The organism is Aeoliella sp. (assembly GCF_965227375.1).
Classification (GTDB): domain Bacteria; phylum Planctomycetota; class Planctomycetia; order Pirellulales; family Lacipirellulaceae; genus Aeoliella.
In genome coordinates, this window is record NZ_CBDDFX010000001.1 from 209,245 (window position 1) to 233,698 (window position 24,454).

General features: G+C 61.6%; 23 protein-coding genes and 2 tRNA genes. 16 read left to right on the top strand and 9 right to left on the bottom strand.

Annotated elements, in window-relative coordinates; translation table 11 throughout:
• The first annotated feature begins 15 nt into the window (after positions 1–15).
• Complete coding sequence (gene eutB, locus ACQK2L_RS00975) at positions 16–2,343, top strand: ethanolamine ammonia-lyase subunit EutB (protein ID WP_425395064.1); 2,328 nt, start codon at positions 16–18, stop codon at positions 2,341–2,343.
• Here eutB and ACQK2L_RS00980 read toward each other — a convergent pair.
• The gene (locus ACQK2L_RS00980) at positions 2,318–3,613 is read right to left on the bottom strand and encodes a hypothetical protein (RefSeq protein ID WP_425395065.1); all 1,296 of its coding nucleotides are present in this window, start codon (positions 3,611–3,613) and stop codon (positions 2,318–2,320) included. The genes eutB and ACQK2L_RS00980 overlap by 26 nt on opposite strands.
• 195 nt (positions 3,614–3,808) lie before the next feature.
• On the opposite strand from ACQK2L_RS00980, the gene ACQK2L_RS00985 reads away from it, so the two are divergent.
• On the top strand, positions 3,809–4,822 hold the full coding sequence (locus tag ACQK2L_RS00985; protein WP_425395066.1) for a DUF1214 domain-containing protein: 1,014 nt from the start codon (positions 3,809–3,811) through the stop codon (positions 4,820–4,822).
• 36 nt (positions 4,823–4,858) lie between these two features.
• On the opposite strand, the gene ACQK2L_RS00990 is transcribed toward ACQK2L_RS00985, so the two are convergent.
• Positions 4,859–5,740 carry a transporter gene (locus ACQK2L_RS00990; RefSeq protein ID WP_425395067.1) on the bottom strand — a complete coding sequence of 294 codons (882 nt, stop codon included), beginning with the start codon at positions 5,738–5,740 and terminating at the stop codon, positions 4,859–4,861.
• A gap of 419 nt (positions 5,741–6,159) precedes the next feature.
• Between ACQK2L_RS00990 and ACQK2L_RS00995 the strand changes: the two genes are divergently transcribed.
• Positions 6,160–7,011: a PEP-CTERM sorting domain-containing protein gene (locus ACQK2L_RS00995; protein ID WP_425395068.1), complete on the top strand. Its 852-nt coding sequence runs from the start codon at positions 6,160–6,162 to the stop codon at positions 7,009–7,011.
• On the opposite strand, the gene ACQK2L_RS01000 is transcribed toward ACQK2L_RS00995, so the two are convergent.
• The 3 genes from ACQK2L_RS01000 to ACQK2L_RS01010 all read right to left on the bottom strand — a co-directional run bounded on the left by ACQK2L_RS01000 (position 6,994) and on the right by ACQK2L_RS01010 (position 10,853).
• Positions 6,994–8,907: a hypothetical protein gene (locus ACQK2L_RS01000; RefSeq protein WP_425395069.1), complete on the bottom strand. Its 1,914-nt coding sequence runs from the start codon at positions 8,905–8,907 to the stop codon at positions 6,994–6,996. The two genes, ACQK2L_RS00995 and ACQK2L_RS01000, sit on opposite strands and share 18 nt — an antisense overlap.
• Before the next feature lie 117 nt (positions 8,908–9,024).
• A complete protein-coding gene (locus tag ACQK2L_RS01005; protein ID WP_425395070.1) occupies positions 9,025–10,536 on the bottom strand; it encodes a carboxypeptidase M32 in 1,512 nt (503 codons plus the stop codon).
• A gap of 143 nt (positions 10,537–10,679) precedes the next feature.
• Positions 10,680–10,853, bottom strand: a complete 174-nt coding sequence (locus ACQK2L_RS01010; protein ID WP_425395071.1) for a hypothetical protein — start codon at positions 10,851–10,853, stop codon at positions 10,680–10,682.
• Positions 10,854–11,028: 175 nt separating this feature from the next.
• Here ACQK2L_RS01010 and bshB1 point away from each other — a divergent pair, with 175 nt between their 5' ends.
• From bshB1 to ACQK2L_RS01025, 3 genes are all read left to right on the top strand, one after another.
• On the top strand, positions 11,029–11,709 hold the full coding sequence (gene bshB1 / locus ACQK2L_RS01015; RefSeq protein WP_425395072.1) for a bacillithiol biosynthesis deacetylase BshB1: 681 nt from the start codon (positions 11,029–11,031) through the stop codon (positions 11,707–11,709).
• 202 nt (positions 11,710–11,911) lie between these two features.
• A complete protein-coding gene (locus ACQK2L_RS01020) occupies positions 11,912–12,367 on the top strand; it encodes a hypothetical protein (RefSeq protein ID WP_425395073.1) in 456 nt (151 codons plus the stop codon).
• Positions 12,368–12,417: 50 nt separating this feature from the next.
• On the top strand, positions 12,418–13,077 hold the full coding sequence (locus tag ACQK2L_RS01025; RefSeq protein ID WP_425395074.1) for a hypothetical protein: 660 nt from the start codon (positions 12,418–12,420) through the stop codon (positions 13,075–13,077).
• A 23-nt stretch (positions 13,078–13,100) separates the two neighbouring features.
• Here the strand turns inward: ACQK2L_RS01025 and fliG are convergent, their stop codons facing one another.
• From fliG to ACQK2L_RS01045, 4 genes are all read right to left on the bottom strand, one after another.
• Positions 13,101–14,090: a flagellar motor switch protein FliG gene (gene fliG / locus ACQK2L_RS01030; RefSeq protein ID WP_425395075.1), complete on the bottom strand. Its 990-nt coding sequence runs from the start codon at positions 14,088–14,090 to the stop codon at positions 13,101–13,103.
• A gap of 136 nt (positions 14,091–14,226) precedes the next feature.
• Positions 14,227–14,712 (bottom strand): 6-pyruvoyl trahydropterin synthase family protein, encoded by a 486-nt coding sequence (locus tag ACQK2L_RS01035; RefSeq protein WP_425395076.1) that lies wholly within the window; start codon positions 14,710–14,712, stop codon positions 14,227–14,229.
• A gap of 21 nt (positions 14,713–14,733) precedes the next feature.
• Positions 14,734–15,612: a triphosphoribosyl-dephospho-CoA synthase gene (locus ACQK2L_RS01040; RefSeq protein ID WP_425395077.1), complete on the bottom strand. Its 879-nt coding sequence runs from the start codon at positions 15,610–15,612 to the stop codon at positions 14,734–14,736.
• Positions 15,609–16,508: an alpha/beta fold hydrolase gene (locus tag ACQK2L_RS01045; protein WP_425395078.1), complete on the bottom strand. Its 900-nt coding sequence runs from the start codon at positions 16,506–16,508 to the stop codon at positions 15,609–15,611. Before ACQK2L_RS01045 ends, ACQK2L_RS01040 begins: the two co-directional genes overlap by 4 nt.
• Positions 16,509–16,623: 115 nt before the next feature.
• On the opposite strand from ACQK2L_RS01045, the gene ACQK2L_RS01050 reads away from it, so the two are divergent.
• The 10 genes from ACQK2L_RS01050 (at position 16,624) to ACQK2L_RS01095 (ending at position 24,413) form a co-directional block, all read left to right on the top strand.
• Entirely contained in the window at positions 16,624–17,289 is a 666-nt protein-coding gene (locus tag ACQK2L_RS01050; protein WP_425395079.1) for a metal-dependent transcriptional regulator, read from the top strand.
• A 604-nt stretch (positions 17,290–17,893) separates the two neighbouring features.
• The gene (locus ACQK2L_RS01055) at positions 17,894–18,241 is read left to right on the top strand and encodes a hypothetical protein (RefSeq protein ID WP_425395080.1); all 348 of its coding nucleotides are present in this window, start codon (positions 17,894–17,896) and stop codon (positions 18,239–18,241) included.
• Between the two features lie 130 nt (positions 18,242–18,371).
• Positions 18,372–18,677 (top strand): hypothetical protein, encoded by a 306-nt coding sequence (locus ACQK2L_RS01060; RefSeq protein WP_425395081.1) that lies wholly within the window; start codon positions 18,372–18,374, stop codon positions 18,675–18,677.
• A gap of 122 nt (positions 18,678–18,799) precedes the next feature.
• Entirely contained in the window at positions 18,800–20,251 is a 1,452-nt protein-coding gene (locus ACQK2L_RS01065; protein WP_425395082.1) for an SDR family oxidoreductase, read from the top strand.
• 120 nt (positions 20,252–20,371) lie between these two features.
• Positions 20,372–20,692: a winged helix-turn-helix domain-containing protein gene (locus ACQK2L_RS01070; protein WP_425395083.1), complete on the top strand. Its 321-nt coding sequence runs from the start codon at positions 20,372–20,374 to the stop codon at positions 20,690–20,692.
• 25 nt (positions 20,693–20,717) lie between these two features.
• On the top strand, positions 20,718–21,953 hold the full coding sequence (locus tag ACQK2L_RS01075; protein WP_425395084.1) for a metallophosphoesterase family protein: 1,236 nt from the start codon (positions 20,718–20,720) through the stop codon (positions 21,951–21,953).
• Between the two features lie 41 nt (positions 21,954–21,994).
• Complete coding sequence (mgrA, locus tag ACQK2L_RS01080; RefSeq protein WP_425395085.1) at positions 21,995–22,981, top strand: L-glyceraldehyde 3-phosphate reductase; 987 nt, start codon at positions 21,995–21,997, stop codon at positions 22,979–22,981.
• Between the two features lie 31 nt (positions 22,982–23,012).
• A complete protein-coding gene (locus ACQK2L_RS01085; RefSeq protein WP_425395086.1) occupies positions 23,013–23,948 on the top strand; it encodes a malate dehydrogenase in 936 nt (311 codons plus the stop codon).
• Positions 23,949–24,061: 113 nt separating this feature from the next.
• Positions 24,062–24,134: transfer RNA gene (locus tag ACQK2L_RS01090), tRNA-Thr, on the top strand.
• 196 nt (positions 24,135–24,330) lie between these two features.
• Positions 24,331–24,413, top strand: a tRNA-Tyr gene (locus tag ACQK2L_RS01095).
• Positions 24,414–24,454 lie beyond the last annotated feature (41 nt).

Consider the following 24,454-nt stretch of genomic DNA (forward strand, 5'->3'; position numbering starts at 1 on the left):
ACAAGGTCTTGTCTTATGCTCCCGAAGCCAGTAACGGTCTCGCGGCGGAGTTGTCTGATCGGTACGCTCGGTGGAACGTTGGCCCTGGTGTTTGGTAGAGGAGGCAAGAAGGTGATTGCTGCCACAGTTCCCAACGGTGTTGAGGTCGATTTGGGGTCCGACACCGAAGACCTGTTCGCATACATCGAGCGCACCGGCGGGGAGTTCGACGCCACGCTCTACCGGCAATTGCTCGGCGCGTGCAACGAATTCAAGGAGGGCGACGAGTCGCTAGGCATCTCGGCCGCCGACCAGGCGTCGCGCACCAGCGCCAGAGCGCTATTGGCGAACACCCGCATCGCCGACCTCGAGTCGCATCCCGTGTTCGAGGATGATCTGTACAAGTACATCGGGCAGTCGGTCGACACGGATGCTGCACGACAGGTGGCCGACTGGACCGTAGGTCAACTGCGCGCCTTTTTGCTGCAGTCCGACGAAGCAGACATCAAGCGGATCATGCCCGGCTTGTCGAGCGACACCATCGCCTGCGTGGTGAAGCTGATGACGGGTGAAGAGCTGATCGAAGTCGGTGCGAAGGTGTTCAACCCGCTGCCCGGCACGCAGATCGGCGCTCGCGGGTACATGGGCGCGCGGATTCAGCCGAACTCACCCACCGACAACGTGGACGACATTCGCTGGCAGGTGCTGAACGGGTTCTCGTTTGCGGTCGGCGACGTCGTGCTCGGCACGAACCCCGTCTCGAGCGAAGTGCAGTCGGTCGCCGCGGTCGAGCAGACGCTCGCCGACATCCTGCAGACGTTTGGGCTCGAGGACGTGCTGCCGCACTGCGTGTTGGCTCACGTCGACGTGCAGGCGGCAGTCGAAGAGCAACTGCCCGGCACCACCGGCGAGTGGTTCCAAAGCTTAGCCGGCGTGGAGGACGCCAACCACATCTTCGACATCAGCGTCGAGAAGATGGTGCGGCACGCACGGGCGCGCACCGGCAAGTACGGCATGTACTTCGAAACCGGCCAAGGCGCCGATGCCACGAACGGGCACGGCAAGGGATTCGACATGGTGATGCACGAGTCGCGCAAGTACGGCTTCGCACGTGCCCTGAAGCGCGAAGTCGCCCGCGCGCAGCAAACCGCTGGTCGGGCGCCAGAGCCTTGGGTGCATGTGAACGACGTGGCGGGGTTCATCGGTCCGGAGATCTTCCGCAACCGCGAGCAACTCGTCCGCTGCTGCCTGGAAGACATCGTGATGGGCAAACTGCACGGGCTGACGATCGGGCTCGATGTCTGCTCGACGCTGCACATGGAGGTCGACCTCGACGACCTCGATTGGTGCATCGACCAGATCATGCCCGCCTGCCCCGCCTATCTGATGGCGCTGCCGACCAAGAACGATCCGATGCTCAGCTACCTGACCACCGGATTTCAGGACCACGTTCGCGTCCGCGAGAAGTTCGGCTACAAGGTGAACGACGCAATGTGGCAGTTCTTCCAGCAACTCGGCGTGATTGACGACCAGGGGCAACCGACCGAACACTTTGGCCAACCCGCGTGGGTCTACTTGCAGTACCGGCGCCGGAAAGGTGACACGCGCTCCGACGGCGAGATCCTCACCGAAGCCCGTGGTCAGATGGACGAAGTCCGCGCCCGCGGTGTGCCGCTAGCCGTAGGCCATGGCGCGAATCCTTGGGATCTCGAGCCACAACTCGATCGCCGCCTACGCCAGCTGTACCAGGACTCGAAGCAGTGTATCTGGGCCGAACTGCCGAAGGCGTTTGCCGTAGCGCACGCGGTGAGCGTCTGCTCGCAGTCCGAGGACCGTCGGGACTACATTCTGCATCCGCCCACCGGCGAGGTGCTGGACGAAGTCTCGCTACAGAAGATTCAGCAACTACGCGATTTGCACGCTGGCGCGTACGACGTGCAGATCGTGGTGTCGGATGGGCTGAACGCGCTGGCGATCACCGACGAGGGGCATCTTGCGCCCTACCTCGAGAGTGTCCGCGGCGCGCTGGCGGAAGCTGGCTACAAGGTCGCGCCGGAGCACGTGGTGGCGCGTAGCGGGCGCGTGCGGCTGGGGTACCGGGTTGGCGAGGAACTGTTCGGGGCGCTGCCACAGGCCGATAGCCGTCGGGCGGTGTTGCACGTGATTGGCGAGCGGCCCGGCTCGGGGCACCATGCGTTCTCGGTCTACATCACCGCCGCGTCGGTGAGCACCTGGGCCCAACCGGGCGAGACCGACCACAACATCACGAAGGTGGTCTCCGGCATCGCCGACACGGCCCTCACGCCGGCCAAGGCGGCCGACGATTCGGTCGAAATCCTCAAGCAGCTTGCCCCGCTTGCTTGATACCTTGGCGGCCGGCAACTGCCGCGGTCAGTCCTAAGATCCCCAGCCACACCGCACTTGGCTCCGGCACGGGCGTCAGCGACCAAAGCTCCCCTCCCACGGCTCCGGTGCCAGGAATGAAAAACAACTGATTGCCGAGTTGTGTCATCTGCAGGTCAAAAGGGTCGCCCCCCATGATGCCTGCAGGTCCAGCGTTCAGATCGGCAACCAGTCGGGCCGCTTGACCGTCCCACGCCCAGATCTCTTCGCCGTGCACAGCATCGTTGCTCAAGGAGTAAAGTAGCCCGTTGAACACGGTGAGATTGCTGACGAACCCGAAGCCTTCGGCATGGGCACGCCAGACTTCTTCGACCGAATCCCCATCCAAACGCCAGAGCGAAGTGCCTGATTCGATTCCACTCACAAAGTACAACTCCCCGTCGTAAACGGTGAGCGACGTCGCGCTAACACCCGTCGGAGAAAGTTGGGTAGCCCCGTCCTGTTCCAGTCGCCACAGGTTTGGGATTCCATCCACCGAAGCGGTGAAATAGAGCGCGCCGTCGAAGGCGACGATATCGCTGTAGTACGCCGAGTCGGTGCCGGGATTCAGGTCAAGTAGGTGCTCGAACTGGTCGCCGTCGTATTGCCAAAGTTCGTTGCCGTAGGTTGAATCGCGTGCCGACAAGAGCATCCTCTGATCGTCGGCATAGAGAAACTCAACCTCTCGCAGTCCTGCTGGCAGTGTGATGCCTTGGGCTTGGGAGCCGTCGAAGACCAATACCTCCTGAGACGTGTAGTATCGTTCGAGGTAAAGCTTGCCTTGGAACTCGATCGTGTCCTGGAACCAGGAGAGCCCCAGATCAGTTGCGGGCTCGGCCACACTGCCATCGTATTGCCACGCCTGTCGAGTGCTGAGACGACTACCCGAGTTGAAGTAGAGTTTGCCAGCGTATGCTGCCGAAGGCTGGTAGACGATCGGCTCAAGCGGTTGATTATTGGCAATGGCGACTGGCGATACGACATCGCCCGTGACGGTCCAAAGCGACGGGTCGATTGCCGAGCCATAGTTCCGAGCGGAGAACAGCAATTCGTTCTCAAGCGTGCCCACGATTGAAGGAAACGAGCGTTGGTCGCCCGGAGCGATGAAGTCCGAACGCAGACGAATTACCTCGCCCGCGGAGCCAATAACAACTGTTTCGCCATTTGGTGGTTCCAGGGCCTTCGTCGCTGCGGGATAAAAGACGAGCGCTGCACAGGCAAACGCGAAGGGAGCAAATCGTGGGGACCTCATTAGCGTTGCCTTGCGTACGGAAGTTGATCAGGGAGAGATTCTAGCGTGGCAAGCCCCGATTCTATCCTGGCAGCAGCGCTGCCGTCCATCAGGTTCCCTCTAGGGGCTGTAGGTCTCGGCTTTACCGGGGCTCATGCTATACTACCAGATCAAGTGTCTCGTCTTCAAAAAACCGTGCTTAACATGGAGCCTCTCATGAACACCTCGTCCCGAGTAGCTGCAACATTGGTTCTTTGCTTCTTGCCAACTGCCGCTCAGGGTGGTGAGCCGGTCAATGTGTTGAACTACATGCGGGCGGAGACCGACCGGCAGTTCAATGACTACGCTACCAAAGCCGGCGGCATCGGCAAACTCGCGCACATGCGCGAGCCTTATTCTGTGGAGCATCAGACGACGATCCGTGGCAATCGCGATACGCTTTACTCGATGGGTGTGTACGACCTGGTGTCTCCAGTGACGATCACGATGCCAGAACGCGAAGGCAGGTTCCAGTCGTTGCTGATCATCGACCAGGACGAATACAATCCGGTCCTCAAGAACGGATCGGGCGAGGTAACGCTCTCCATCGACTCGATTGGCACACGCTATGCCATGGTGCTGGTGCGGACGTTTGCCGATCCGAACAGCCCGGAAGACATGAAGAAGGCACATGCGTTGCAAGACGCAATCGTAGTGAAGCAGGCTTCGCCAGGCAAGCTGGAGCTGCCTGACTGGGACCAGGAGTCGCTGGTCGAAACACGAAAGCAACTTGGCGCGCTTGCCATGGCGATGGGCGACTTCGGCAACGCTTTTGGTCGTCGCGGCGAGGTCGATCCCATCCAGCACCTGATGGGCTGCGCGGCCGGCTGGGGAGGCAATCCGCAGCGCGGCGCGATGTACTTTGCCATCACGCCCGAGAAGAATGACGGCAAAACTGCCTACACGCTCACCATGCCCAAGGGCGTGCCAGTTGAGGCGTTCTGGTCGGTCACGGTCTACAACAAAGACGGCTTCTTCACGCCCAACGACCTCAACGCCTACTCGTTCAATAGCATCACTTCCAAGCCCAATCCCGACGGCAGCGTGACTATCCACTTCGGCGGCGACCCGAACTCAGACAATTACCTGCCGATCACCGACGGCTGGAATTATCTGGTCCGCTGCTACCTACCGGGCTGGGAAATCATTGAAGGGAATTGGACGCCGCCCGCGGCCAAGCCGGCGGAGTGAGCTCCACCCAAAGCATGGCGAGCACCGCGCGCCCCCCTAGAATCGATAGCCGCCGCCAACGCCGGTGAAGAAGTCGTCGGAGTCTTCCGAGAGACCTACGCCGATACGGAAGTCGACGACGAAGTCGTCGTTGATGTAGTGGTCGATGCCGATGTTGAAGACGGAGATCACGAACTCGTCCGCCAGACCGTCGGAGAAGATACCATACCACTCCGCGTACATGGTGTTCTCTTCGGTGAGCTCGACACCCAGAACCGCTGACTGAGTGAGCATGATGAAATACTCGTTCGTCGGTTCATCGGGAATGAGTCCGAAGTCGCCGAATCCATCGGAGCCAATCCCCGTCGACCCGGCAATCGTCAGCCCTTCGCGGAGTTCCCACTGGTAGATGTAGTCGATATCGAATTCGGCTCTGCCAGTCGTGAATGCCTCGCCGCCTGTGGGCGCGGAGCCTCGGACCTCCAGGGCACTGGTTGGCAGCAGCCCGTCACACGTCTGCCGGGTCATCTGGAGTTTCAGTGCGTACCGAATGTCCTCGGAACCAATGCGGTCGTCTTCGTCCTCGGCAAACACCCACACGTGGTTCCACCGAACGCGAAACTCAATGTCTTCTGTGATGCCCCAGCGAAGCATCAACTCCGGCGTGGTATGAGCGGATTCAGTCTCTTCCTCGGTGTCGTGGTAAAAGTACGAGTATCCCGCTTCTACTTGCAGGATTCCGCGGCCGACGGTCACGGCCGACTGGGTGAAGTCGTGACGCTCCGTCTCGATTCGCTCCTCAAAGGGATCGCGCTGACAGCAGTAGGGCTTGGTGAAGTCGTCGCAGAACTCAAACAACTGGCCAAGGCACGCTGATGGGCTGGCGAAAAGGACGACCGCCAGTACGAAACCACGATTGAATGTCAGATGGCGTTCCATGCCGCGACCGTTGTATGAGGTGAGAAATGGGCGTACCGCCGCGCATCTCCACCCGCCGACGGTCCGCACTCTAGTATCGGCTGTTGCGGGAGCCTACAGCAGCCGAGCACGGCACAAGCCACGCAATCCTTGCGACCGCTACAATGCCGTCGCGGAACAAAGAACGAGGGCCCGGTCGACGCAAGCTTGCTGTCTAGACGCGCTGATTGCACTCGCCACACCAACGGTTTCGGGTGGTCGCGATTTACTTGCACGATATTCAAAATCCCCTTACACTCGATGAAGCTTGAGCAATTCTAACAGGGTGTCGCTACTGAAAGCCGTCTCGTAGAAACCGGGTTCGACGAATTAACGTCGCCTGCGGTCTCTTCTGGACGGCTTTCTTGTGCGCGCTACAGCCATCTGGGGAGGTATTGAACGTGCGATTTACGAATCTGATTGCGCTTGCCGCTGCGCTGCTTTGCTGTCAAACCGCGTTTGCCGGACGACCCGTGTTGCTGCCGCCGGGGACCAATCTCGATAACAGCGACGCGGACGAGACCGAGTACTCCGCCATTCGACAGGAATTCACAGGTCCGACCAGTGGCGGGCGGATCGAGTTTCGCTGGCAGGCGTTTACCAGCGAGTTTCTGGGCGCTGCCGAGGACGTGTTCGCCGTGCGGCTGCTCGACCCCACCGATAACTCGATCGTGGACGAGCAAGGCTGGGCGGTCGATCCCACGCCTGATGGCTACATGGGCGACTTCATTCCGCTCGACGCCGCGTCGTTTGGTATCACGGACCTCTCCCAAGCCCCAGCCGGTGGAATCGGTCTGATGTACGATGGATACCACCTGCATGGCGGAACTGGTTGGCGAACGGGGTTCCTCTCGATTCCCCAAGGGGGGCAGACGTACGCTCTGGAGATACTGGTCGCCGACTCGGTCGATCGGGGCGCGATCAGTAGTTTAGCGGTCGATTACATTCGTGCGCGCGACCTGCAAGGCAATTTGATACCGTCGCTGGAAAATCCGAGTTTCGAGCTGGGACTCGCGGGATGGACCAGCGAAGGCAACACCGGCATCTACAACACACTGACCGACCTGTTCACGGGCACGATGCAAGTGGCCGGCACGCAGGCGGAGGACGGCAAGTTGTACGCCCTGGTCTCAACCGGCGGCGAACTGATTGTGCCGGAGCCCTCGACCATGTTCCTGGCTGGTGCTGCGGTGCTGGGACTGTGGCGCTGGCGGAGACGATGGCCAACAAAGTTGCTAGTTGCCCGCAGGTAGCAGGTTCTCTGACCAGATCACCACGGCTTCGTCGCCGGTGTAGCCTTCGATGCGTTCGGCTGGCTTGTAGACGACGCTGCCTATCACGGCCACGGTCCGCGCGCCGGTGACATTGTCTGCCAGCGTTTCGGGAGTGAGCACAGTGAGCGACTGCCCGCCGGGCAGGGTGAACTGGTACTCGGCCACCGAACCTGCCTGACGTCCAGCGTCGGGTGTGCCGCAGAAAAAGATGCCGCCGTGCCTGCGTTTGGGCGACGTGAGCCAGAACCCGGCGATCTGCGAGATCTGCCCTTGCGCCTGCTGGGTCGCGAACAGCGGCGGGAACACCTGCCGCGCGGAATAGTTCCAACTGGCGTCCGCCGCGCCCTCGCCGAACGTCAGCGCTTCGGCCAGTTTGGCGATGGTTGCGTAGCTACTACCTTTGGCGCGATCGATATCGCCACCGGCGATCAGCGCCGGTCCGGCTGCTTCGGCAGCCGCCGTGTACTGCTGCAACTGGGCAGCCGTGTATTGCGGTGCATCGAGGATTACCGGCGCCACGGTCTCTTGCGCCACCGGCGCGGCAGGTTGCTGTTCCCACGGCATCGGCTCATCGACGGGCTCTTGGTATGTTACCGGATCGATGCCGCCCGAATCTTCGACAGCTGTCGATTCTTCCTCGGAGAACTCTGGGCCTTGGGCGAGCGACACTTCTGAACCGTCCGCGCCGGCGCTCCGCAGGGCTTGTGGTTTAACCACGTCGGGGTACAGCCTCGCTGCATCCAGCGGATCGTCCACCTTGATCCACAAGATAACCAGGTAACCAGCGTACAGGCCAAACATCCCACCCAGTACGACGCCGATCATTGTGCGCAACAAGGAGAACGACGACTTTTTCTTCCGCGACGCTACCACTCCGCGCGGCGCATCGACTTGGGCGAAGCTCAACTCGCCGTGATCGTCGTCGTCGTCGAAAGTAATGCCCACCCGTTCGCGCTGTTCGTCCTGCACCTCCAGTGGATCGTCCGTGGCTGGAAAACCCATCGAGGCTCGTAGGCTCTTCGACTCGTCCAAGTGGTCAGCCGGCTCGCCGAAAGAGGACTCCGTAAATTGATCGAACGACGGAGCGTCGTCTGTCGTGGCGGCGACTTCTTCCGGGGCAGTCGAAGCGTCGTCGAATTGCGGCGCAGCGAAGTCCTGCAGCGTCATCCCGTCGAACTCGCCGGTGGTCTTCTTGTTTTCCTGCTCGGCACCTTCTGCGGATTCTGGCTCTAACGTCTCTGGTTCCTTGAGCGCCGCTTCGGCTGCTTCTTCCACGCTGTCGTAGCTGCCCGAGTCGGCGGTGCTGGTTTCAGTTTTCGACTCGTCGAACATCTGTCCCAGCGTGGGGCGTCGATCATCGACCGGCGAAGGTTCCCCCAGCTCGACGGTCTCCTTGGTACCGAAATCGCTCTCCGCTGCTTCGGTTTCTTCGGTGGCTGTCGATTCGGCTGGCTCCTTGCCGCCTCGAAACAAGTCTTCCAGGCTTTTCAGTTCGCCCAAGCTTGGCAGGCTCGTGGCGTCCGCCTCGGCTTCGGTGTCCTGCTTGGGTATGTCTGGCTGCGTCGCACTCGTGGGCCCGTCTCGCAGGAACGAGTCGAGCAGCGACTCGTTTAACCCGCCGGCGACGGTTTCTGTGGTTGCTGGCTCGGTCGGCGCGGTCTTGGCTTCGTCCCTGGCCTCGACGGGGCCGCTCGAAAGTTGTGCTTGCTTCACCACTCGCGGTTTGGCGTCGGCCACCTGGAACGACTCCTCGCACGCAGGGCACTTCGCCCACGCGTCGGCGCTATCGCCATCAGCCACTTCGGCGGGCAATTCCAATTCGGTGTAGCAGGCGGGGCATCGAGCCAACTTGGCCATGGCGGCAGCAATCTCCATACTCGTGGGATCCGATCACAAAGGCGCAGCATCGCTGCTGCGCTCGGAATCTCCCATCATGGGAGTGTACCATTCTGTGCGGCACGGCAAAACGACGGTTCGGCAATTTCGTTGCCGTTATAACCGGTAAAGTCCGCCAAACTTGTCCTTAAGGTGCCTTAGCAACGCGTCGGACGATAGCGGCTGACCGGTTATCCGCTCTACCAACTCGGCGGCTGTGTACCGCTGGCCGTGCTGGTGAATGTTTGTACGCAGCCAATCCAGAAGTGGTGCGAACTCGCCGCGACCAATTTGTGCGTCCAAGTCGCCCAGGTCCTGGCGGGCTTGCGCGAAGAACTGGGCCGCGTACAGGTTGCCCAATGCGTAGGTGGGGAAGTAGCCCACCAGCCCCGCACTCCAGTGCACGTCCTGCATCACACCTAGCGCGTCGCTCGGCGGAGTGATGCCCAGGTACTGCTCGTACTTTTCGTTCCACGCGGCTGGCAGTGCGTCGACCTCCAACTCGTCGGCCAACAGTGCCATCTCCAGCTCGAAACGAATCAGGATGTGCAGGTTGTAGGTTGCTTCGTCGGCTTCGACGCGAATGAGCGAAGGCTTCGATTCGTTCATCGCGAAGTAGAAATCGTCGAGCGGTGTTTCCGCGAGCGACTGCGGAAACGCCGCTTGCAGTTTGGGATAGAAGTGATTCCAGAACGGGCGGCTGAGCCCCACCAGGATCTCCCACATCCGCGACTGCGATTCGTGAATACCAAGCGACACCGAGTGGGCGCTTGGCAGGCCGAACTCTTCCGAAGGCAAACCTTGCTCGTACAGCCCGTGCCCTGCTTCGTGCAGGATGCTCAAGAAGCCGGGGCGGATGTCGCTCTTGTCGAACCGTGTTGTGAGGCGAACATCATGCGGGCCGAGCGTCGTGCAGAAGGGATGCGCGGTGACATCGATCCGCCCGGAGCGGAAGTCGAAGCCCATCTGCTTGGCGGCCGCTTCGCCAAAAGCAGTCTGGACGTCGATCGGGTAGTCGCGATCTAAGATCTCCGTATTCGGTTGATGCGTGCTGTCGCCAATGGCTGCCACGATCGGCACCAGCGCCTCGCCCAGCGACTTGAGCACTGGGCCCACCTCGGCCGCGGTGGCGTGCGGTTCGTAGTCGTCCAACAACGCGTCGTATCGGCAGTCGTCGTAACCGACCGCGTCGGCTTCTTCGCGTTTGAGCTTGATGATCTCCGCCAGGTAGGGAGCGAACTTGGCAAAGTCGTTCTCCTTCCGCGCTTCGGTCCACACTTGCTGACCGCGACTGGTTGCACGGGCGAGCGCGGCGACTAGTTCCTTGGAGAGCTTTGTCTGACGGTCGTAGCTACGACGCAGCTCGCGAATCACCGCCGAGGCGGGTTGGGTCGTGTCGGTGGCCAGGTCGCTCCCGCTCAGTGTGTCGAGCCACTCGCCCATTTGCGGCGCGGTCTCGCGTTCGTGCGTCAGGGTCGCCAGTAGCGAAAGCTGCTCGGCACGGTACTCGCCTGCCGCCGGTGGCATGTAGGTTTGCTCTTCCCATTCCAACACCGAGGCCGCCGAAGAGAGCAATGCCGACTCGCGAACGTAGGTGCAAAGCTGCTGATAGGTCTCTTGAGAATCCATGTTCCAAATCCCGAGTGGTGCTCGTCGGGTCCCAGTTGCCTGATCCGGTGAAGAAATTTGCGGCCAGCTGAAGCAGCGCACCACTGGTTGTAGGTCGCACGCGGAGTGAGTGCAAGCTGCCGAGAGGCAAACGACCGCCGGGCCTATTCTGCCTTGAAGTCCACGTTTGCGGGACCCGTCAGGCGATTGTCGATGTCCACCGCGCGCGGGTCGCGCAGGCGATTCATGTCGAGCTTCGGCACCTTCCACGATGTACAGCCGCTCGCGAGCAGCAAGCACACGGCCACCGAGAGTCGAACTAGGCGTTTTCGGAACATGATAGATCGGGGGTGAAACTGGGGCGGTGCGGGAGTTTGCCAGAACGGCCCACGCGCGTCCAGAGCAGTTGCTTTTGCCCACCAACCCGGCGAAGATGGGCGTAGTGGCAGGCTAGTGGCCAGTGCTAGCTTGCTTAGCCACCAGTTGCCACTCGCCGCCTGTCACTCCGCCACCATGCTCGACATTCTCGTCATCGCCCCCCACCCCGACGACGCCGAGCTCGGTATGGGCGGGGCCATTCTGAGACTGCAGGCTGAAGGCCACCGCGTCGGCGTGCTCGACCTCACCAGCGGCGAACCAACGCCGCATGGCTCGCTTGAGATCCGCGCTCGCGAAACGGCCGAGGCCACCAAGATTCTGGGGCTCCAGTGGCGCGAGAACCTGGGCCTGCCGAATCGCAGCCTGGAGCCCACGCTGGAGAATCGCGCGCGACTGGCTGGCGTGATTCGTCATACGCGGCCGCGATGGTTGTTTGCTCCCTACTGGGTCGACGCTCACCCCGATCACACGGCCGCCACCAAGCTGGTCGACGACGCACGATTCTGGGCCAAGCTCACCAAGACCGACCTCCCCGGCGAGCCCCATCACCCGCAGCGAGTTTACAACTACTACTGCGTGCACCTGAAAATGGCCGCTCAGCCTGCTTTCGTGCTCGACATCTCCAGCGAGTGGGAGACCAAGCTCGCCAGCATCCGCGCGTATCACAGCCAGTTCATCACCGGACGCGACGGCTCGTTCATCGAGAAGCTCCGCGACGAAGCCAGCTACTGGGGCAAGACCATCGGCGTCGCGTACGGCGAGCCATTCCATTGCCGCGAGCCAATCGGCCTGCAGTCGATGGGAGGGCTGGTGTGATCGGGCGGGGCGAAAGATCGCATTCAGTTAGTTGCTTCGATGGGCTATAATGGAGGTATGAAAGACCGCAGCGACTATCCTGTCCGCAAGACGACTCTCGCCCAGCAAGGTAGCGACGACGATCTCAAAGGCTACTCCATGGCCGAATTGATGGGCATGGTGTGGCCACTTACTGTTCGCGCTTGGGCGATGAAGGGCGAAGATGTATCTGAACGACGACTACAAAGACATGTTGTCCGCGTTATCCGACGCGGAAGCTGAGTACATGATCGTCGGCGCTTACGCCTTGGCAGCCTATGGCAATCCTCGCGCGACGGGTGATATCGATATCTGGGTGCGTCCAACGCCAGATAACGCCAAACGCGTTTGGAATGCCATCGTCGCTTTCGGTGCTCCTCGGCGGATGTTGAAGGAGTCCGATTTCGCGTTGCCCGACACTGTTTACCAGATCGGCGTTCCGCCGAATCGTATCGATATCATCACCTCTATAAGTGGCGTGGAGTTTGAGACCGCTTGGGAGCACAGACGCAAATCCGACTTCGATGGATGTGATGTGAACGTAATCGGTAGGGAGCATCTGATCGAGAACAAGGAATCAGCAGGGAGACCCAAGGACATTGCAGACGCCCATTGGCTCAAAGAGCAAGGTTGCGACTAGGCAACCAGGCTGGCTGATTCACTCTGATCCCCTGTCACGGACGTTCGGTCATGCAGTCTGAACAACCACGCGGCTTCTTCTGGCTCTTGCGTAGTAATCCCCGGTTGTGGGCGACGGTGATACCGGTGGTTACGCTGCTGCTCGCGGCCTTTGCCACCTCGTTCTTCTTGCTGCCGTATCTGCCGAAGGATCTTCGCGATGCTTTCGAATCGGCCGACAGCCAGGCGAACTCCAAGCAACTGCACGTGGCCGAGCGAGTTGCCGTGAAGGCCGAGCTTCGACGACTCGCCACGGCGGCGCAGGAGAGGTCGATCGACTATGCAGAATGCGAGGAGGCGATTCAGCGCGTGCGAGATGTGATGTTCGAGGCTTCTCTCACTCGGGGGTTGGTGCAGAAATTCACGACGCAGAAGTCATTGCCCGAGGAGGGCAAAGCCGCTGCCGAACAGGCCCTCCGCCGATACGCCGCCGCATTTATCCATGGCAAGGTAGACGAGCAAACGGCCGAGGCCATCGAGAACCTCACGGTTGAGGTCGACGACCAGGGCCAGCGCCACTTTCGCGAGCAACTGCCATTCGACGAACTGCAGGGACTGCTCCATGCCATGGCCACCGCAGCAGACGAGGCCGGCATTCCCGAGTCCGTCGAACCAATCAACGTCACGGCTCGGGTGAAGGCAATCGTCGACCAGGCCCTGGCCAAGCAGTAGCCGAAGTCGCAAGACCGCCGAGGTTACTGCACCAACTGCTCTTCTTCGTCGGTGGCATTGATCTCGATCTCGCCCGCGTCTTCCAGACTGCGGACGATGTCGACGATGCGTTGCTGTTCGGCTTCGACGGCCGAGATCTTCACCGCGCCCATGTACTCCATTTCCTCGCGGAGCATGTCGCCGGCGCGCTGCGACAGGTTGCTGAGCACCTTGTCCTTGAGCTCCTCGCTTGCGCCCTTGAGCGCCAGCGCCCATTGCGAAGTTTCGATGTGCTTGAGCATGGTCTGGATGTCCTTGCCCGAGAACTTGGCGATGTCCTCGAACACGAACATCAGTCGGCGGATCTCTTCGACCAGGTTGGGATCCTCCTCGGCCAACTGCTCGAGGATGGTTCGTTCGGTCGACCGTTCGGACACGTTCAGCATCTCGGCCACCGACTCGACACCGCCAGCGTTTTGGAAGCTTTGGCTCACGACGTTCGACATCCGCCCTTCGAGGCCTTTTTCCACCTCGCGGATGATCTCGGGATTGGTCTGGCTCATGGTTGCCATCCGACGAACCACCTGCAACTGCCGATCGGGCGGCAAGCCGGCCAGGATTTCCGAGCCGTAAGTGGCCGGCAGGTACGACATGATCAGCGCGATCGTCTGCGGGTGTTCGTCGATCACGTAGGTCAGCACGTTTTGACTATCGACCGTACGCAAGAAGCCAAACGGCAACGCCTCGATGGTTTGGCGGATGTTGTCGAGCGCCTGACCCGCATCGCTGCCCAGCGCCTTCTTCACCAGGTTCTTCGCCAGGTCGAGGCTACCACCTTCGGTCGAGGAGGTGGGGCTGGTGTTCGCGAACTCGCGTATCGTCGCGTCCTGCTCCATGGGCGTGATGCGTTTGGTGCGGGCGATCTCAATCGAGACCTGCTCCACCTCCTTCGCGCTGAGCTTGCTCAACACGACGGCTGCCTCCTCTTCCGGGAGGGTCATCAACACTACAGCAGCTTTGCGAACGTCGGACATCGCGGACGGTCTCGGGGGGAAACACTTGGCGACCAGCGCGCAGCAGGGCGCGCGATAGTGGTGACATCGGCCCCAAAACGCGGGCAGCTTGAGAGGATTTGCCGGTTAGGCGGGATTTGCAGCCCGTGGGCGATTGTTAGCTACCCCAGCGGCAGACGCCCTGTTGGCCCTGGCATTCGTCCACGGCCACTTCCAGCGACGTAGGAGTGAATCCCTGCTCCGCCAGCTTTGCTAGCAACTGCTGGCCTATGTAGTGGGCCAACAATTCGGCCGTGGTGTTGGCCACCGGCAGCAGCACGCAGTCGCTCGCCGGAAACACCCAACGTCGCTCCTCGAAGTGGGCGGTTATCTCGCCGTCGCTCTGTCTCACTTGGATCGTCGGATGGCTGGTTGGCAAGATTACGCGGTGATCGAGCGCTCGGGTGATCGTGAGTAGCGCATCGCGGGCGGCGATAAAGTCGACCACGTACTGGTTCTCGTCCAACGGACCCACGATCTCGGCGCTCACGCCATAGTTGTGCCCGTGCAGCGGTTCGCAGATGTCGCCTGCGTACGTGATGAAGTGCGCAGCGCAGAACGTGAATTCGTTCTTGTCGAGCCGGACGCGATAGGTGTTGTCCATGTGAAGGTTTTTTTTGGTTCGCTACTCGGACGGGGGAGATCCGTAAAACGTTACCGGCCAGTCTAGGCGATCCTGCACCAACAATACAAACAACGCGGCCGCCAGCAGGTCGGCCGTGGTGCCCGGGTTGCGGCGATGCCCGTCGGCGCGAAGCCAAAAGTCGAAGTCGGCCACCGCCCGGAAATAGTCCTCGCGATGCTGCTGGTAAGCCGCCAGCACGCTGGATGCACGGTTGGCGATGTCCTGAGAGGCTTCGACGCCCAGCTTCCGCGCGATGAGACTGTCGCCATGCCGCGAAAGCAGAAACAGTTGCGTCAGGACAATCGCGTCGTTCAGCGGCACGTTGTATTCGAAGTGGTGCTGCAGGTGCTCCACCGCATCGGCGACTTCGGCGAATCCGTTGGTGTATTGCCGAGCCACCAAGTCGCGCTCGGCCGCTAGTTGCATTGCCTCGAGCAGCGAGTGCACCGGCTCGGCGGACACATCGCCCTCGTCCACCTTGCCCATCCCACCAGGCAGGGCGGTGCGGATGGCTTGGTAGATCTGTCCTGTATCGTCCTCGGTGGCGTCGCGAATGATCTCAGAAGCCGCACCCAAATCGCCACTGCTGAGCGCCAGCGGCGCGATCAGTAGCAGTGTGCCGAGATTGGTGTTGGTGGCGACCGTCTGCCGCGTCGCTTGTACCGCCTCGAGCACGGTGCCGCCGAGGCCCAAATCGTGGCAACGATCGATCACTGGACCGATGACCGCGGCGCTGGCGAGAAAGTCGACGAAGGTCATGTCCTCAAAATCAGCACCGCGGTGGACGTTGCCCGGCTTCGATGCGGTAGCTTCCCACAGGCAGGCGAGCGTCGCGCAGCCGCCCAGGGACGTTGGTCGCTCGAGAGTTGGGCGAGTCACCAGAGTTTCTCCGAATCGGTACGCGTGAGGAATGCTTCCGTGAGTCGCAACGCGTCGTCCGGCGCGTCTTCCACCACCCAATGGCCCACATCGTCCAGGCGATGCACCTCGGCATCGGGCCAGGCGTCTACGAACCTTTCGAGGCAATCGGGCCGGAAGCACCAGTCTTTCATTCCCCACACCAGCATCGTCGGGTGATCGGCCATGGGGGGCAATCGGCGATCGATCTTTGCCAGCGTTTCCCACGTGGGATGGCTCGTCTTCATGGGAATGTCGGCTACGAACTCGTACGTTTGCCGCCGGTTGCGCCAGCCACGAGTGGTGTCGAGGTAGCCATTCTCCACTTGCGTTTCGAGCACGGTGCGTCGGGCAAGCGTCATGCGCAGCGCGGCCAATGTGAACACGTTGAGTCCCTGCACTGCCAGCCGGCCGAACAACGGCACTCGGCACAATGCGATCCGCCGCGGAATGTACCAAGGGGGAAACGCGCCGGTGTTGAACAGCACAATCCGCGCGAGTCGCTCGGGCATGCGTTGCATCGCTCCCAGGCCAATCGCGCCGCCCCAGTCCTGGGCCACCAGCGTGACGCCCTTCAGGTCGAGGTGCTCCACCAGGTCGACCAGGTGCGAGATGTGATCCGCCAAGCGAATCGCCTCCTGCGGCTTGTCGCTCAGGCCGCATCCCAGGTGATCGATCGCCACGGTGCGATACTTGTGCTGCAGCGGCCCGATAAGTGCCCGCCAATGAAACGACCAGGTGGGGTTGCCGTGCACGAACAACAGCGGCGGCGCGTCTCGCGGGCCTTCGTCCACGTAGTGCACGCGGCCCTTCGGCACACCAAACCAGTGCGATGCGAACGGGTAGAGCTCACGCCAGGGCTGCGAATTGGGCTGCATTCTTCGATGTTTCTCGGTTCACGTGGCGTCGAGCCAATCTGTTACACTATCCTTTCCCAGGGCACGTATCACAAGGCGGCCCATTGTTCCGGGGGTTCAACCGAGGAGCCGCGCCGTGTCGAGTTTGACGTTAACCGTCGAAAACTATCTGAAAGCCATCTTTCAGCTCTCCGACGCCGACCGTGGGAAAACCGTCAGCACGGGCCAGATTGCCGAAGCGCTCGGCGTTTCACCCGGCACGGTGACCAGCATGTTGAAGACCCTGGCCGAAGCAAGCCTGGCGACCTACCGCCCCTACGAAGGAGTGGAACTCACGCCGGCAGGTCGGGCGCTCGCACTGCGGGTGATCCGGCGGCATCGCTTGATCGAACTGTTCCTGGTCCGCACGCTGGAGCTCAGCTGGGACGAGGTGCACGACGAAGCGGAGAACATGGAGCACGCGGTGAGCGACTGGCTGGTGGACCGCATCGAAGAGCACTTGGGACACCCGACGGTCGACCCGCACGGCGATCCCATCCCCACGGCCGATGGCGCCATCCAGCGCCCCGACGCGGTGCCCCTGGCCGAACTGCCAGAAGGGCAACACTTTCGCGTGGTCCGCGTGCTCGACCAATCGCCAGCGTTCTTGCGCGAGCTGAGCGAGTCAGGCATCGCCATCGGCGTGTCGGGCTCGGTCTCCAAGTCGCACGACGATGGCGCCCGCACCGTGGAGTTCGACGGCGCCCCGCATCAGATCGACCACCGCGTCGCGGCTAACGTGTGCGTCGATCGGGTCGAGTGACGCGCCACGAAAAAACCGCCTGCGGCTTCGCCCGATGGACGAGGCCGCAAGCGGCGTATAACAAACTTCCGGTCAATTGCGACGGAGTGGAGTCGCTCGAAGACAGACGCGAATCGGACGGTGCTGCGCACAGCCATGTAATCGATTCGGGTCAATCGAAATTTTAGGTCCTCCCGACGGAATGTCGACCGGAAAGTTTGATTCGGTATTCGACTGCACGCTGGCAGTCGATGTTTTATCGCAGCTAAGGTTATCGGGCACAGGTGCCAATCAACTTAAATGGCACTGGTGCACTCTAGCGAGTTCGCTTTCCCAGTCAAATGAATTCTTCGCTCGCAGCGTCGAATTCAACCAACCTGAGGGAGTGGAAGCCTACTGGAAAATCATAGTTCGGAAAAGGACGGTCGCCAACGATTTCGTCGGGAATTGGGATATCACGCATCGAAGCAAACTTTGTGCCGCTCCCCCGTGCGGGGATTGATCTTGCCTCCTCGGGCGACATGCGGTAAACGCGTCACACGCCAAATTCTCGCCGAGAAGTACCGCGTTTTCTTTGCTCCCCTCCTCTTCGAATAAAAGCGTACGAATGAACGCCCTGGATAAAATGCCACGACGACGTCTCCTGGCTGGTGCTGGCTGCACATTGGCAATGATTGGTGCGACGCTGGCGATACTAGCGGCTGGGCCATCGGAGGCCGCAGTGCCGCGCGGGCCGGTGCTCGAAGAGCGACTGCTGGTCGGTCTGCGGGTGAAGACCGACGCCGATCGGGCGTTCATTCACCACGTGGTCGAACTGGTCGAGCAGGGAAAGTTGCCGCTGAGGCTGGTCGACTCGACCTACTTCTGGGCACGCCAGAAGGCCGAGCGGAGTCGCCGGCTGTACAACAATCCCATGGTGTACTTCCGCCCCGCTCTGGTAGCGCGTGCGGCGCGGCTGGGAATCCGCATCTAAGGGGCGGTTTGTGCGGCTCGGCCTCTCGTTGCCGCCTGCGGGCGAGCCCGGTAGGCATTCGCGCCCCGGGCCGCTAAAATTAGGGTTTCCCGGGGCCAAATCACCCTTCCGTCGATCGAAAGCAATCGCCATGGCGCGTAAAGTTGTAAGCCGCAAAGACAAACGAGCCGAAATCGAAGCTGCTGAGGCGGCCGAGGCTGCGGATACTACCAAGAAGAAAAAGAAGAAGGCCACCAAGCGGAAGAGCCGTGCGAAAGCCGCCAAAGAGGTGCGCCTCAAGGCGTTCTGGGGAGTCTTCAACCAGTCGTTGCGGCGGGTAGCACTCTACGAGTTCAACCAGAAAAAAGAGGCGGAAAAGAAGGCCAAGGAACTCAGCGCCAGCGGCAAGTCGCCGCACTTCGTGCAACCGGTGAAGGAAGCCATCGAAGAGGCTTAATATCTGGCTCGCTGGTCACTTTTTTGGGTGGTTCCTAGCGTTTCGATGACTCAACATAGCGGGGGGTCGTACGCGAAACGAACTTCGGGACCGCCAGCTTGCACTCAACTGCCTCCTCTCCCTTGATCTTGCTCACTGGAGCCACCGGCTACGTCGGCGGCCGATTGTTGCCGCGGCTCGTCGAGCAAGGTTACCGCGTCCGCTGCCTCACCCGTCGCCCGGAAGCGATGGCGGAGCAGGAGGCTTCCGGTGTCGAGATCGCTGCAGGCGATGTGCTCGACCGCGAATCGCTCGACGAGCCGATGCGCGGCGTCGACACGGCCATCTATCTCGTCCACTCGATGGGTGCCTCGGGCGACTTTGAAGCCGAAGACCGTCAGGCGGCAGAGATTTTTGCTGCGGCCGCCACGGCCGCGGGGGTGCGCCGCATCGTCTACCTGGGCGGGCTAGGGGAGGAGACTCCCGACCTCTCGAAGCATCTTCGCAGTCGGCAAGAAGTGGGACGCATTTTGTGCCGCTCGTCGGCCGAAGTGATCGAGCTACGAGCGTCGATTGTCATCGGCTCCGGCAGTTTGTCCTACGAACTGGTGCGTGCCTTGGTGGAGCGACTGCCCATCATGATTTGCCCCAAGTGGGTGCGCGCCCGCGCGCAGCCGATCGCCATCGAAGACCTTCTGGAGTACCTGCTCGCGGCCATTTCCGTCGAGACGGATGGATCGCGAGTCTTCGAAATTGGCGGTCCCCAGCAAGTCTCGTACGGCGACATCATGCGCGAATACGCGCGGCAGCGCGGGCTTCGGCGGTGGATGATTCCGGTGCCGGTGCTGACGCCTTACCTGTCGAGTTTATGGCTCGGGTTGGTGACACCAATCTACGCTCGCGTGGGCAAGAAGCTCGTTTCCAGTTTGCGGAATCCAACCGTGGTCACCGACGACTCCGCTGGCCAAGCGTTTGACATTGAGCCGCGGGATTTGCCAGCAGCGATCTCTCGAGCTTTGGCGAACGAGGATCGCAAATTCGCACTAACCAGATGGAGCGATGCACTCGGCTCCAGTGGCGAGCCCCAAGAGTGGGGCGGCGCGGTGTTCGGTTCTCGCATCGTCGATTCCCGCACCGCCACGGTGGAGGTTTCGGCGGCCCAGGCGTTTGCTCCCATTCAGCGTATCGGCGGACAGCAGGGGTGGTATTACGGCAGTTGGTTGTGGCGAGTAAGGGGCTTTCTCGACCTGTTGGTCGGAGGCATCGGCGTGCGCCGTGGACGTCGACATCCAGTGGACATACGCGTGGGCGACGCCCTCGATTTCTGGCGTGTTGAACGCTTCGAACAGGACCGATTGCTGCGGCTCAAGGCCGAAATGAAAGTGCCTGGGCGAGCATGGCTGGAGTTCGATGTCGATACGCAGCCGGAGAACGGGGGGAGCATCATCCGCCAAACCGCCGTGTTCGACCCTCACGGCTTTCTGGGGCTCGCGTACTGGTATGTCCTGTATCCGCTGCACAATCTGGTGTTCGCTGGCATGTTGCGAAACATCGCCCGTGCGGCCGAGCGAGATTCGTCGGCCAGCGCGAAATAGGCATTCCACCCGCTTGCATTCTGGGGCAAAGCGAACGACCATACACCTCGTCGCGCGGCTCCGGCCGCCCCGCCTACAGGTGTCCCGTCATTGCACCACCGTTTGAGAGAGGATCCTGCCGTGGCTAAGAAGAAAGCTGCCTCCGCCTCCAGTTCGACTGCCCCCAAGAAGACCGCTCCGAAGAAGGCTGCTGCCAAAAAGAGTGCTCCCAAGAAAGCCGTGGCCAAGTCGGCCCCGGCGCTCACTGCCGAAGAGATTGGCCACGCCGCTGGACAGGTGTGGGCCGCGCTGGCCGACACGCCTGGCCAGACCGCTACGACGCTGAAAAAGAACGTCGAAGTATCGGGCGACATGGCCATGGCCGCCATCGGCTGGCTGGCGCGGGAGGAGAAGCTCGACTTCGACACGTCGGGGCGCACCGTGAAGATCTCGCTGAAGTAAACCCGCTGCGAAGGGGAGTGCTGTTATGGATCGTCGAGTGTTTCTGGGTACGGTGCCGCTATCCGCGCTGGCGCTCCGCTCCGCCGATGCGGCCGCCGCGCCGGCGGAAGGTCCACTGCTGGCCGGACCACCGGTGGTGCAGCATCCCGATGCCCGCGGGTTTTCCGTGTCGTTTGCCGTCAGTGGTCTGGCGACTGGCTGGGTCGAGTGGGGGCTTGCGCCCGACGAACTCGACCACACTGCGTTGCCCAGTCGCTGCGGTTTGATCGACGCCAGCGATCGCAGCCTGGTGGTCCGCGTGGAATTCGACGAGCCGAATTCCCCCGACCAGCAGATCTACTACCGCGTTGCCGCGCAGCGTTTAGCGTATCGCAATGCCTACGAGTTGACGCGAAGCGAGCCCGAATTCGGCGCGGTGCAGCGATTGAGGCTGCCCGATCCGGCCGCCGAGTCGTTCGTGCTGGCGATGGTGAACGACACGCATGAAAACGCCGAGACCTTGTCGAAGTTGCACCAGCGGCTCGACCAACTCGAGCCAGACGCCCTGCTGTGGTGCGGCGATACTTGCAACGACTTCGACGCGGGCGATCGCCCCGAGTTAGTGACTCTGGCGCCCGTCGGTCCGCAGGACAGCGGTTGGGCAAGTCGCTGGCCGTTGCTGTTTGCGCCGGGCAATCACGATGTGAGGGGCCAGCGCGCCCGCGAGCTGCGCGACTGTCTGCCCGGCTGGCCCAACCAAACGGAATTGCCATACTGCCGGGCGTTGCGACTGGGGCCGATTGGTTTAGTGATGCTTGACACTGGAGAGGACAAGCCTGATCACCACCCGGTGTTTGCCGGCACGGCGGCCTACGAACCGTATCGGCAGGCGCAGACCGAGTGGCTCCGCGCGGCGCTTGCCACGCCGGAGATTGCCGACGCGCCGTTCAAGATCGCGGCCTGCCATATTCCGCTGCGGGGCATTCCTGGTGAGTCGGATGGGATGACGCTGGAGGACTTCGCCCGCCATTCGGGCGACGCCGCGCGGCAGTGGCTCCCGTTGCTTGCGGAGGCCAACGTGCGGATGGTGCTTAGCGGCCACCGCCACGATGTGCGAATCGACGACCCCACGCCCGAGCAGCCAGTGATGCAAGTGGTAGGCGGCGCGCCGGCTCCCCGCTGGGCATCGCTCACCACCCTGCAAGCCACGCCTGAACGTTTGGTGCTCACCATCGAGCACCTAGACGGCAGCGAGTGGATGCGTCGCGAGTTCAGCGCCTGAGAATTAGCCACGAATCAGCCAACGGCTGGAAAGCTCCCCCGATGTACTTAGCAGCAGAGAGTCGTTACGAGTCGATGGCCTACAACCGGTGCGGGCGCAGTGGACTGCGGTTGCCCATGGTGTCGCTAGGGCTGTGGCACAATTTTGGTGGCGTCGACCAGTTCGAAAACGGTCGGGCGATCATCCACCGCGCGTTCGATATGGGCATCACCCATTTCGATCTGGCCAACAACTACGGCCCGCCACCCGGCTCGGCCGAAGAGAATTTCGGCAAGCTGCTGGCCACCGACTTGGCCGCCTATCGCGACGAACTGGTGATCAGCACCAAGGCGGGCTACACCATGTGGCCTGGACCGTATGGCGATTTCGGCTCGCGCAAGTACCTATTGGCGAGTCTCGATCAGAGCCTCAAGCGGATGGGCATCGACTACGTCGACATATTCTACTCACACCGCCGCGACCCCGACACGCCGATGGAGGAGACACTCGGCGCGGTGGCCACTGCGGTGCAGCAGGGCAAGGCGTTGTACGCGGGCATCTCAAACTACAACGCCGAGGACACGCGCACCGCCTGCCGGATACTGCGAGATCTGGGCTGTCCGCTGCTGATCCACCAGCCGAAGTACTCGATGTTCGTTCGCGAGCCCGAAGCGGGGTTGCTCGATGTATTGGGCGAGGAGGGCGTGGGCTGCATTCCGTTTTCGCCGCTGGCGCAGGGGATGCTCACCGGTCGCTACCTGGATGGCATCCCGGCCGACAGCCGGGCGGCCAAGTCGCATGGCTTCCTGCAGGCAAGCGATATAACCGACCAGCGGCTCGACCAAATCCGCCGGCTCAACGAAATGGCCTCCAGCCGCGGCCAGTCGCTGGCGCAGATGGCCCTGGCGTGGGTGCTTCGCGACGCGCGGGTTACCACCGTGCTGATCGGTGCGAGCAGCGTCGAGCAACTGGAGCAGAACGTCGCCTGCCTCGAAAACCGGGAGTTTTCCGGCGATCAGCTCGCAGCAATCGAGGAAATTCTGAGTTGAACCGGCTAGCAACCAGCGAGCAATTGAACTCATGGCGATGAAGGTAGCCATTGTCGGCGTGGGGTACGTAGGGGCCACTTTGGCTTACACGTTGCTGGAGTTGGAGACGCTCCGCGAACTCTTTCTGGCGGGCAGGAATCTCCAGCGGCTCGAAGGCGAAGCCATCGATTTGCGGCATGCGGCCTCGTTTTTCGCACCGCGGCAGACCATTTCGTTCGGACCCGTGGCCGACTGCCACAACGCAGATATCGTGGTGCTGTGCTTGTCGCACAAGCAGTCGAGCTTCGATCGGACGCATCTGGCCATCGACAACGCCCGGTTATTTGCCGAAGTGGTTCCAGTGCTGACCCGCCAGAACCCAGAGTGCGTTTTCGTGGTGGCCACCAACCCGGTCGAAGCACTCACGCAGTGGACCATCGAACTGAGCGGCCTGCCGCCGCACCGAGTGCTGGGGGCCGGCACGGTGATCGATAGTTGCCGGTTCCGCGACGCCCTGTCGGTCCATTTGCGCGTTCACCCCGACGACGTGAGGGCTTACGTGCTGGGCGAGCACGGCAAGTCGCAGTTCATCTGGCTGAGTGGGGCCGCTGTTGGGGGGGTGCACCTGAAGGCTGCGGATATCCCGCCGCACGTGGTCGAGTCGACCCGATCCAGCGGCACCGATATCTTTCAGCTCAAGGGCAACACGTGCTACGCCATCGCCCAGGCGTTGAAGCTGATTGTGCGTTGTATTGCCGGCAATCGGCTAGGAACCATGCCCGTTTCGACCCAGGTCGACCTGGGCGAGGGCTTTCCGCCGCTGTGCCTGGCCAAACCGTGCATCGTGGGCCGCCGAGGGATCGAGCAGGTGCTCGAGCCGCAGTTTTCTAGCGAAGAACAGCAAATGTGGCTGGCCAGTGGGCGTCATGTTGCGGCCACGCTGGCCGATATCCACAACGCCCTGGGCGACACACCCAGAGCTGGTTAACCGCTTAGCGAACCCTCGACCGGCCGAAACGTAAGTGCTAGTAGCGAACCACCCTTGCGGCTGCTGGTGTCCCCTGTATATTAAGCGATTCGCACGATATCGCGAGGATTCGCGCTAGCGTAGCTCAATTGGCAGAGCAGCGGTTTTGTAAACCGCAGGTTGTGGGTTCAAGTCCCTCCGCTAGCTCTCTGGCATTGGGACGCCACGCCGAAGCGGTCATCGCGAGGGTCTTGCGGCCGTGGCAGGCAAGTTTCTCCGCGATGGGTGGCCGGCTGGGCGCCCGCTGGTGTCGGTGGGCGCTCGTTCGCTGTGAATTGGCCCTGCGACTAGCGGCGAAATCGGCTCGTCCGAGGCGAAAAACCCAAAGATTAAGCCCAAATTGGGGAGGTTACCGAAGCGGTCAAACGGGTCAGACTGTAAATCTGATGGCTTATGCCTTCGTAGGTTCGAATCCTACACCTCCCACTTAGAGAGATGCGGATTGTGGTAGTCGGAATGCGGAATGG

What these genes read in the sequence shown, in the direction of transcription:
- eutB (WP_425395064.1), top strand. Translation starts at nt 16, where the DNA reads ATGCTCCCGAAGCCAGTAACGGTCTCGCGGCGGAGTTGTCTGATCGGT.
- ACQK2L_RS00980 (WP_425395065.1), bottom strand. Translation starts at nt 3,613, where the DNA reads ATGAGGTCCCCACGATTTGCTCCCTTCGCGTTTGCCTGTGCAGCGCTC.
- ACQK2L_RS00985 (WP_425395066.1), top strand. Translation starts at nt 3,809, where the DNA reads ATGAACACCTCGTCCCGAGTAGCTGCAACATTGGTTCTTTGCTTCTTG.
- ACQK2L_RS00990 (WP_425395067.1), bottom strand. Translation starts at nt 5,740, where the DNA reads ATGGAACGCCATCTGACATTCAATCGTGGTTTCGTACTGGCGGTCGTC.
- ACQK2L_RS01000 (WP_425395069.1), bottom strand. Translation starts at nt 8,907, where the DNA reads ATGGAGATTGCTGCCGCCATGGCCAAGTTGGCTCGATGCCCCGCCTGC.
- ACQK2L_RS01005 (WP_425395070.1), bottom strand. Translation starts at nt 10,536, where the DNA reads ATGGATTCTCAAGAGACCTATCAGCAGCTTTGCACCTACGTTCGCGAG.
- ACQK2L_RS01010 (WP_425395071.1), bottom strand. Translation starts at nt 10,853, where the DNA reads ATGTTCCGAAAACGCCTAGTTCGACTCTCGGTGGCCGTGTGCTTGCTG.
- bshB1 (WP_425395072.1), top strand. Translation starts at nt 11,029, where the DNA reads ATGCTCGACATTCTCGTCATCGCCCCCCACCCCGACGACGCCGAGCTC.
- ACQK2L_RS01020 (WP_425395073.1), top strand. Translation starts at nt 11,912, where the DNA reads ATGTATCTGAACGACGACTACAAAGACATGTTGTCCGCGTTATCCGAC.
- ACQK2L_RS01025 (WP_425395074.1), top strand. Translation starts at nt 12,418, where the DNA reads ATGCAGTCTGAACAACCACGCGGCTTCTTCTGGCTCTTGCGTAGTAAT.
- fliG (WP_425395075.1), bottom strand. Translation starts at nt 14,090, where the DNA reads ATGTCCGACGTTCGCAAAGCTGCTGTAGTGTTGATGACCCTCCCGGAA.
- ACQK2L_RS01035 (WP_425395076.1), bottom strand. Translation starts at nt 14,712, where the DNA reads ATGGACAACACCTATCGCGTCCGGCTCGACAAGAACGAATTCACGTTC.
- ACQK2L_RS01045 (WP_425395078.1), bottom strand. Translation starts at nt 16,508, where the DNA reads ATGCAGCCCAATTCGCAGCCCTGGCGTGAGCTCTACCCGTTCGCATCG.
- ACQK2L_RS01055 (WP_425395080.1), top strand. Translation starts at nt 17,894, where the DNA reads ATGCCACGACGACGTCTCCTGGCTGGTGCTGGCTGCACATTGGCAATG.
- ACQK2L_RS01060 (WP_425395081.1), top strand. Translation starts at nt 18,372, where the DNA reads ATGGCGCGTAAAGTTGTAAGCCGCAAAGACAAACGAGCCGAAATCGAA.
- ACQK2L_RS01075 (WP_425395084.1), top strand. Translation starts at nt 20,718, where the DNA reads ATGGATCGTCGAGTGTTTCTGGGTACGGTGCCGCTATCCGCGCTGGCG.
- mgrA (WP_425395085.1), top strand. Translation starts at nt 21,995, where the DNA reads ATGTACTTAGCAGCAGAGAGTCGTTACGAGTCGATGGCCTACAACCGG.
- ACQK2L_RS01085 (WP_425395086.1), top strand. Translation starts at nt 23,013, where the DNA reads ATGGCGATGAAGGTAGCCATTGTCGGCGTGGGGTACGTAGGGGCCACT.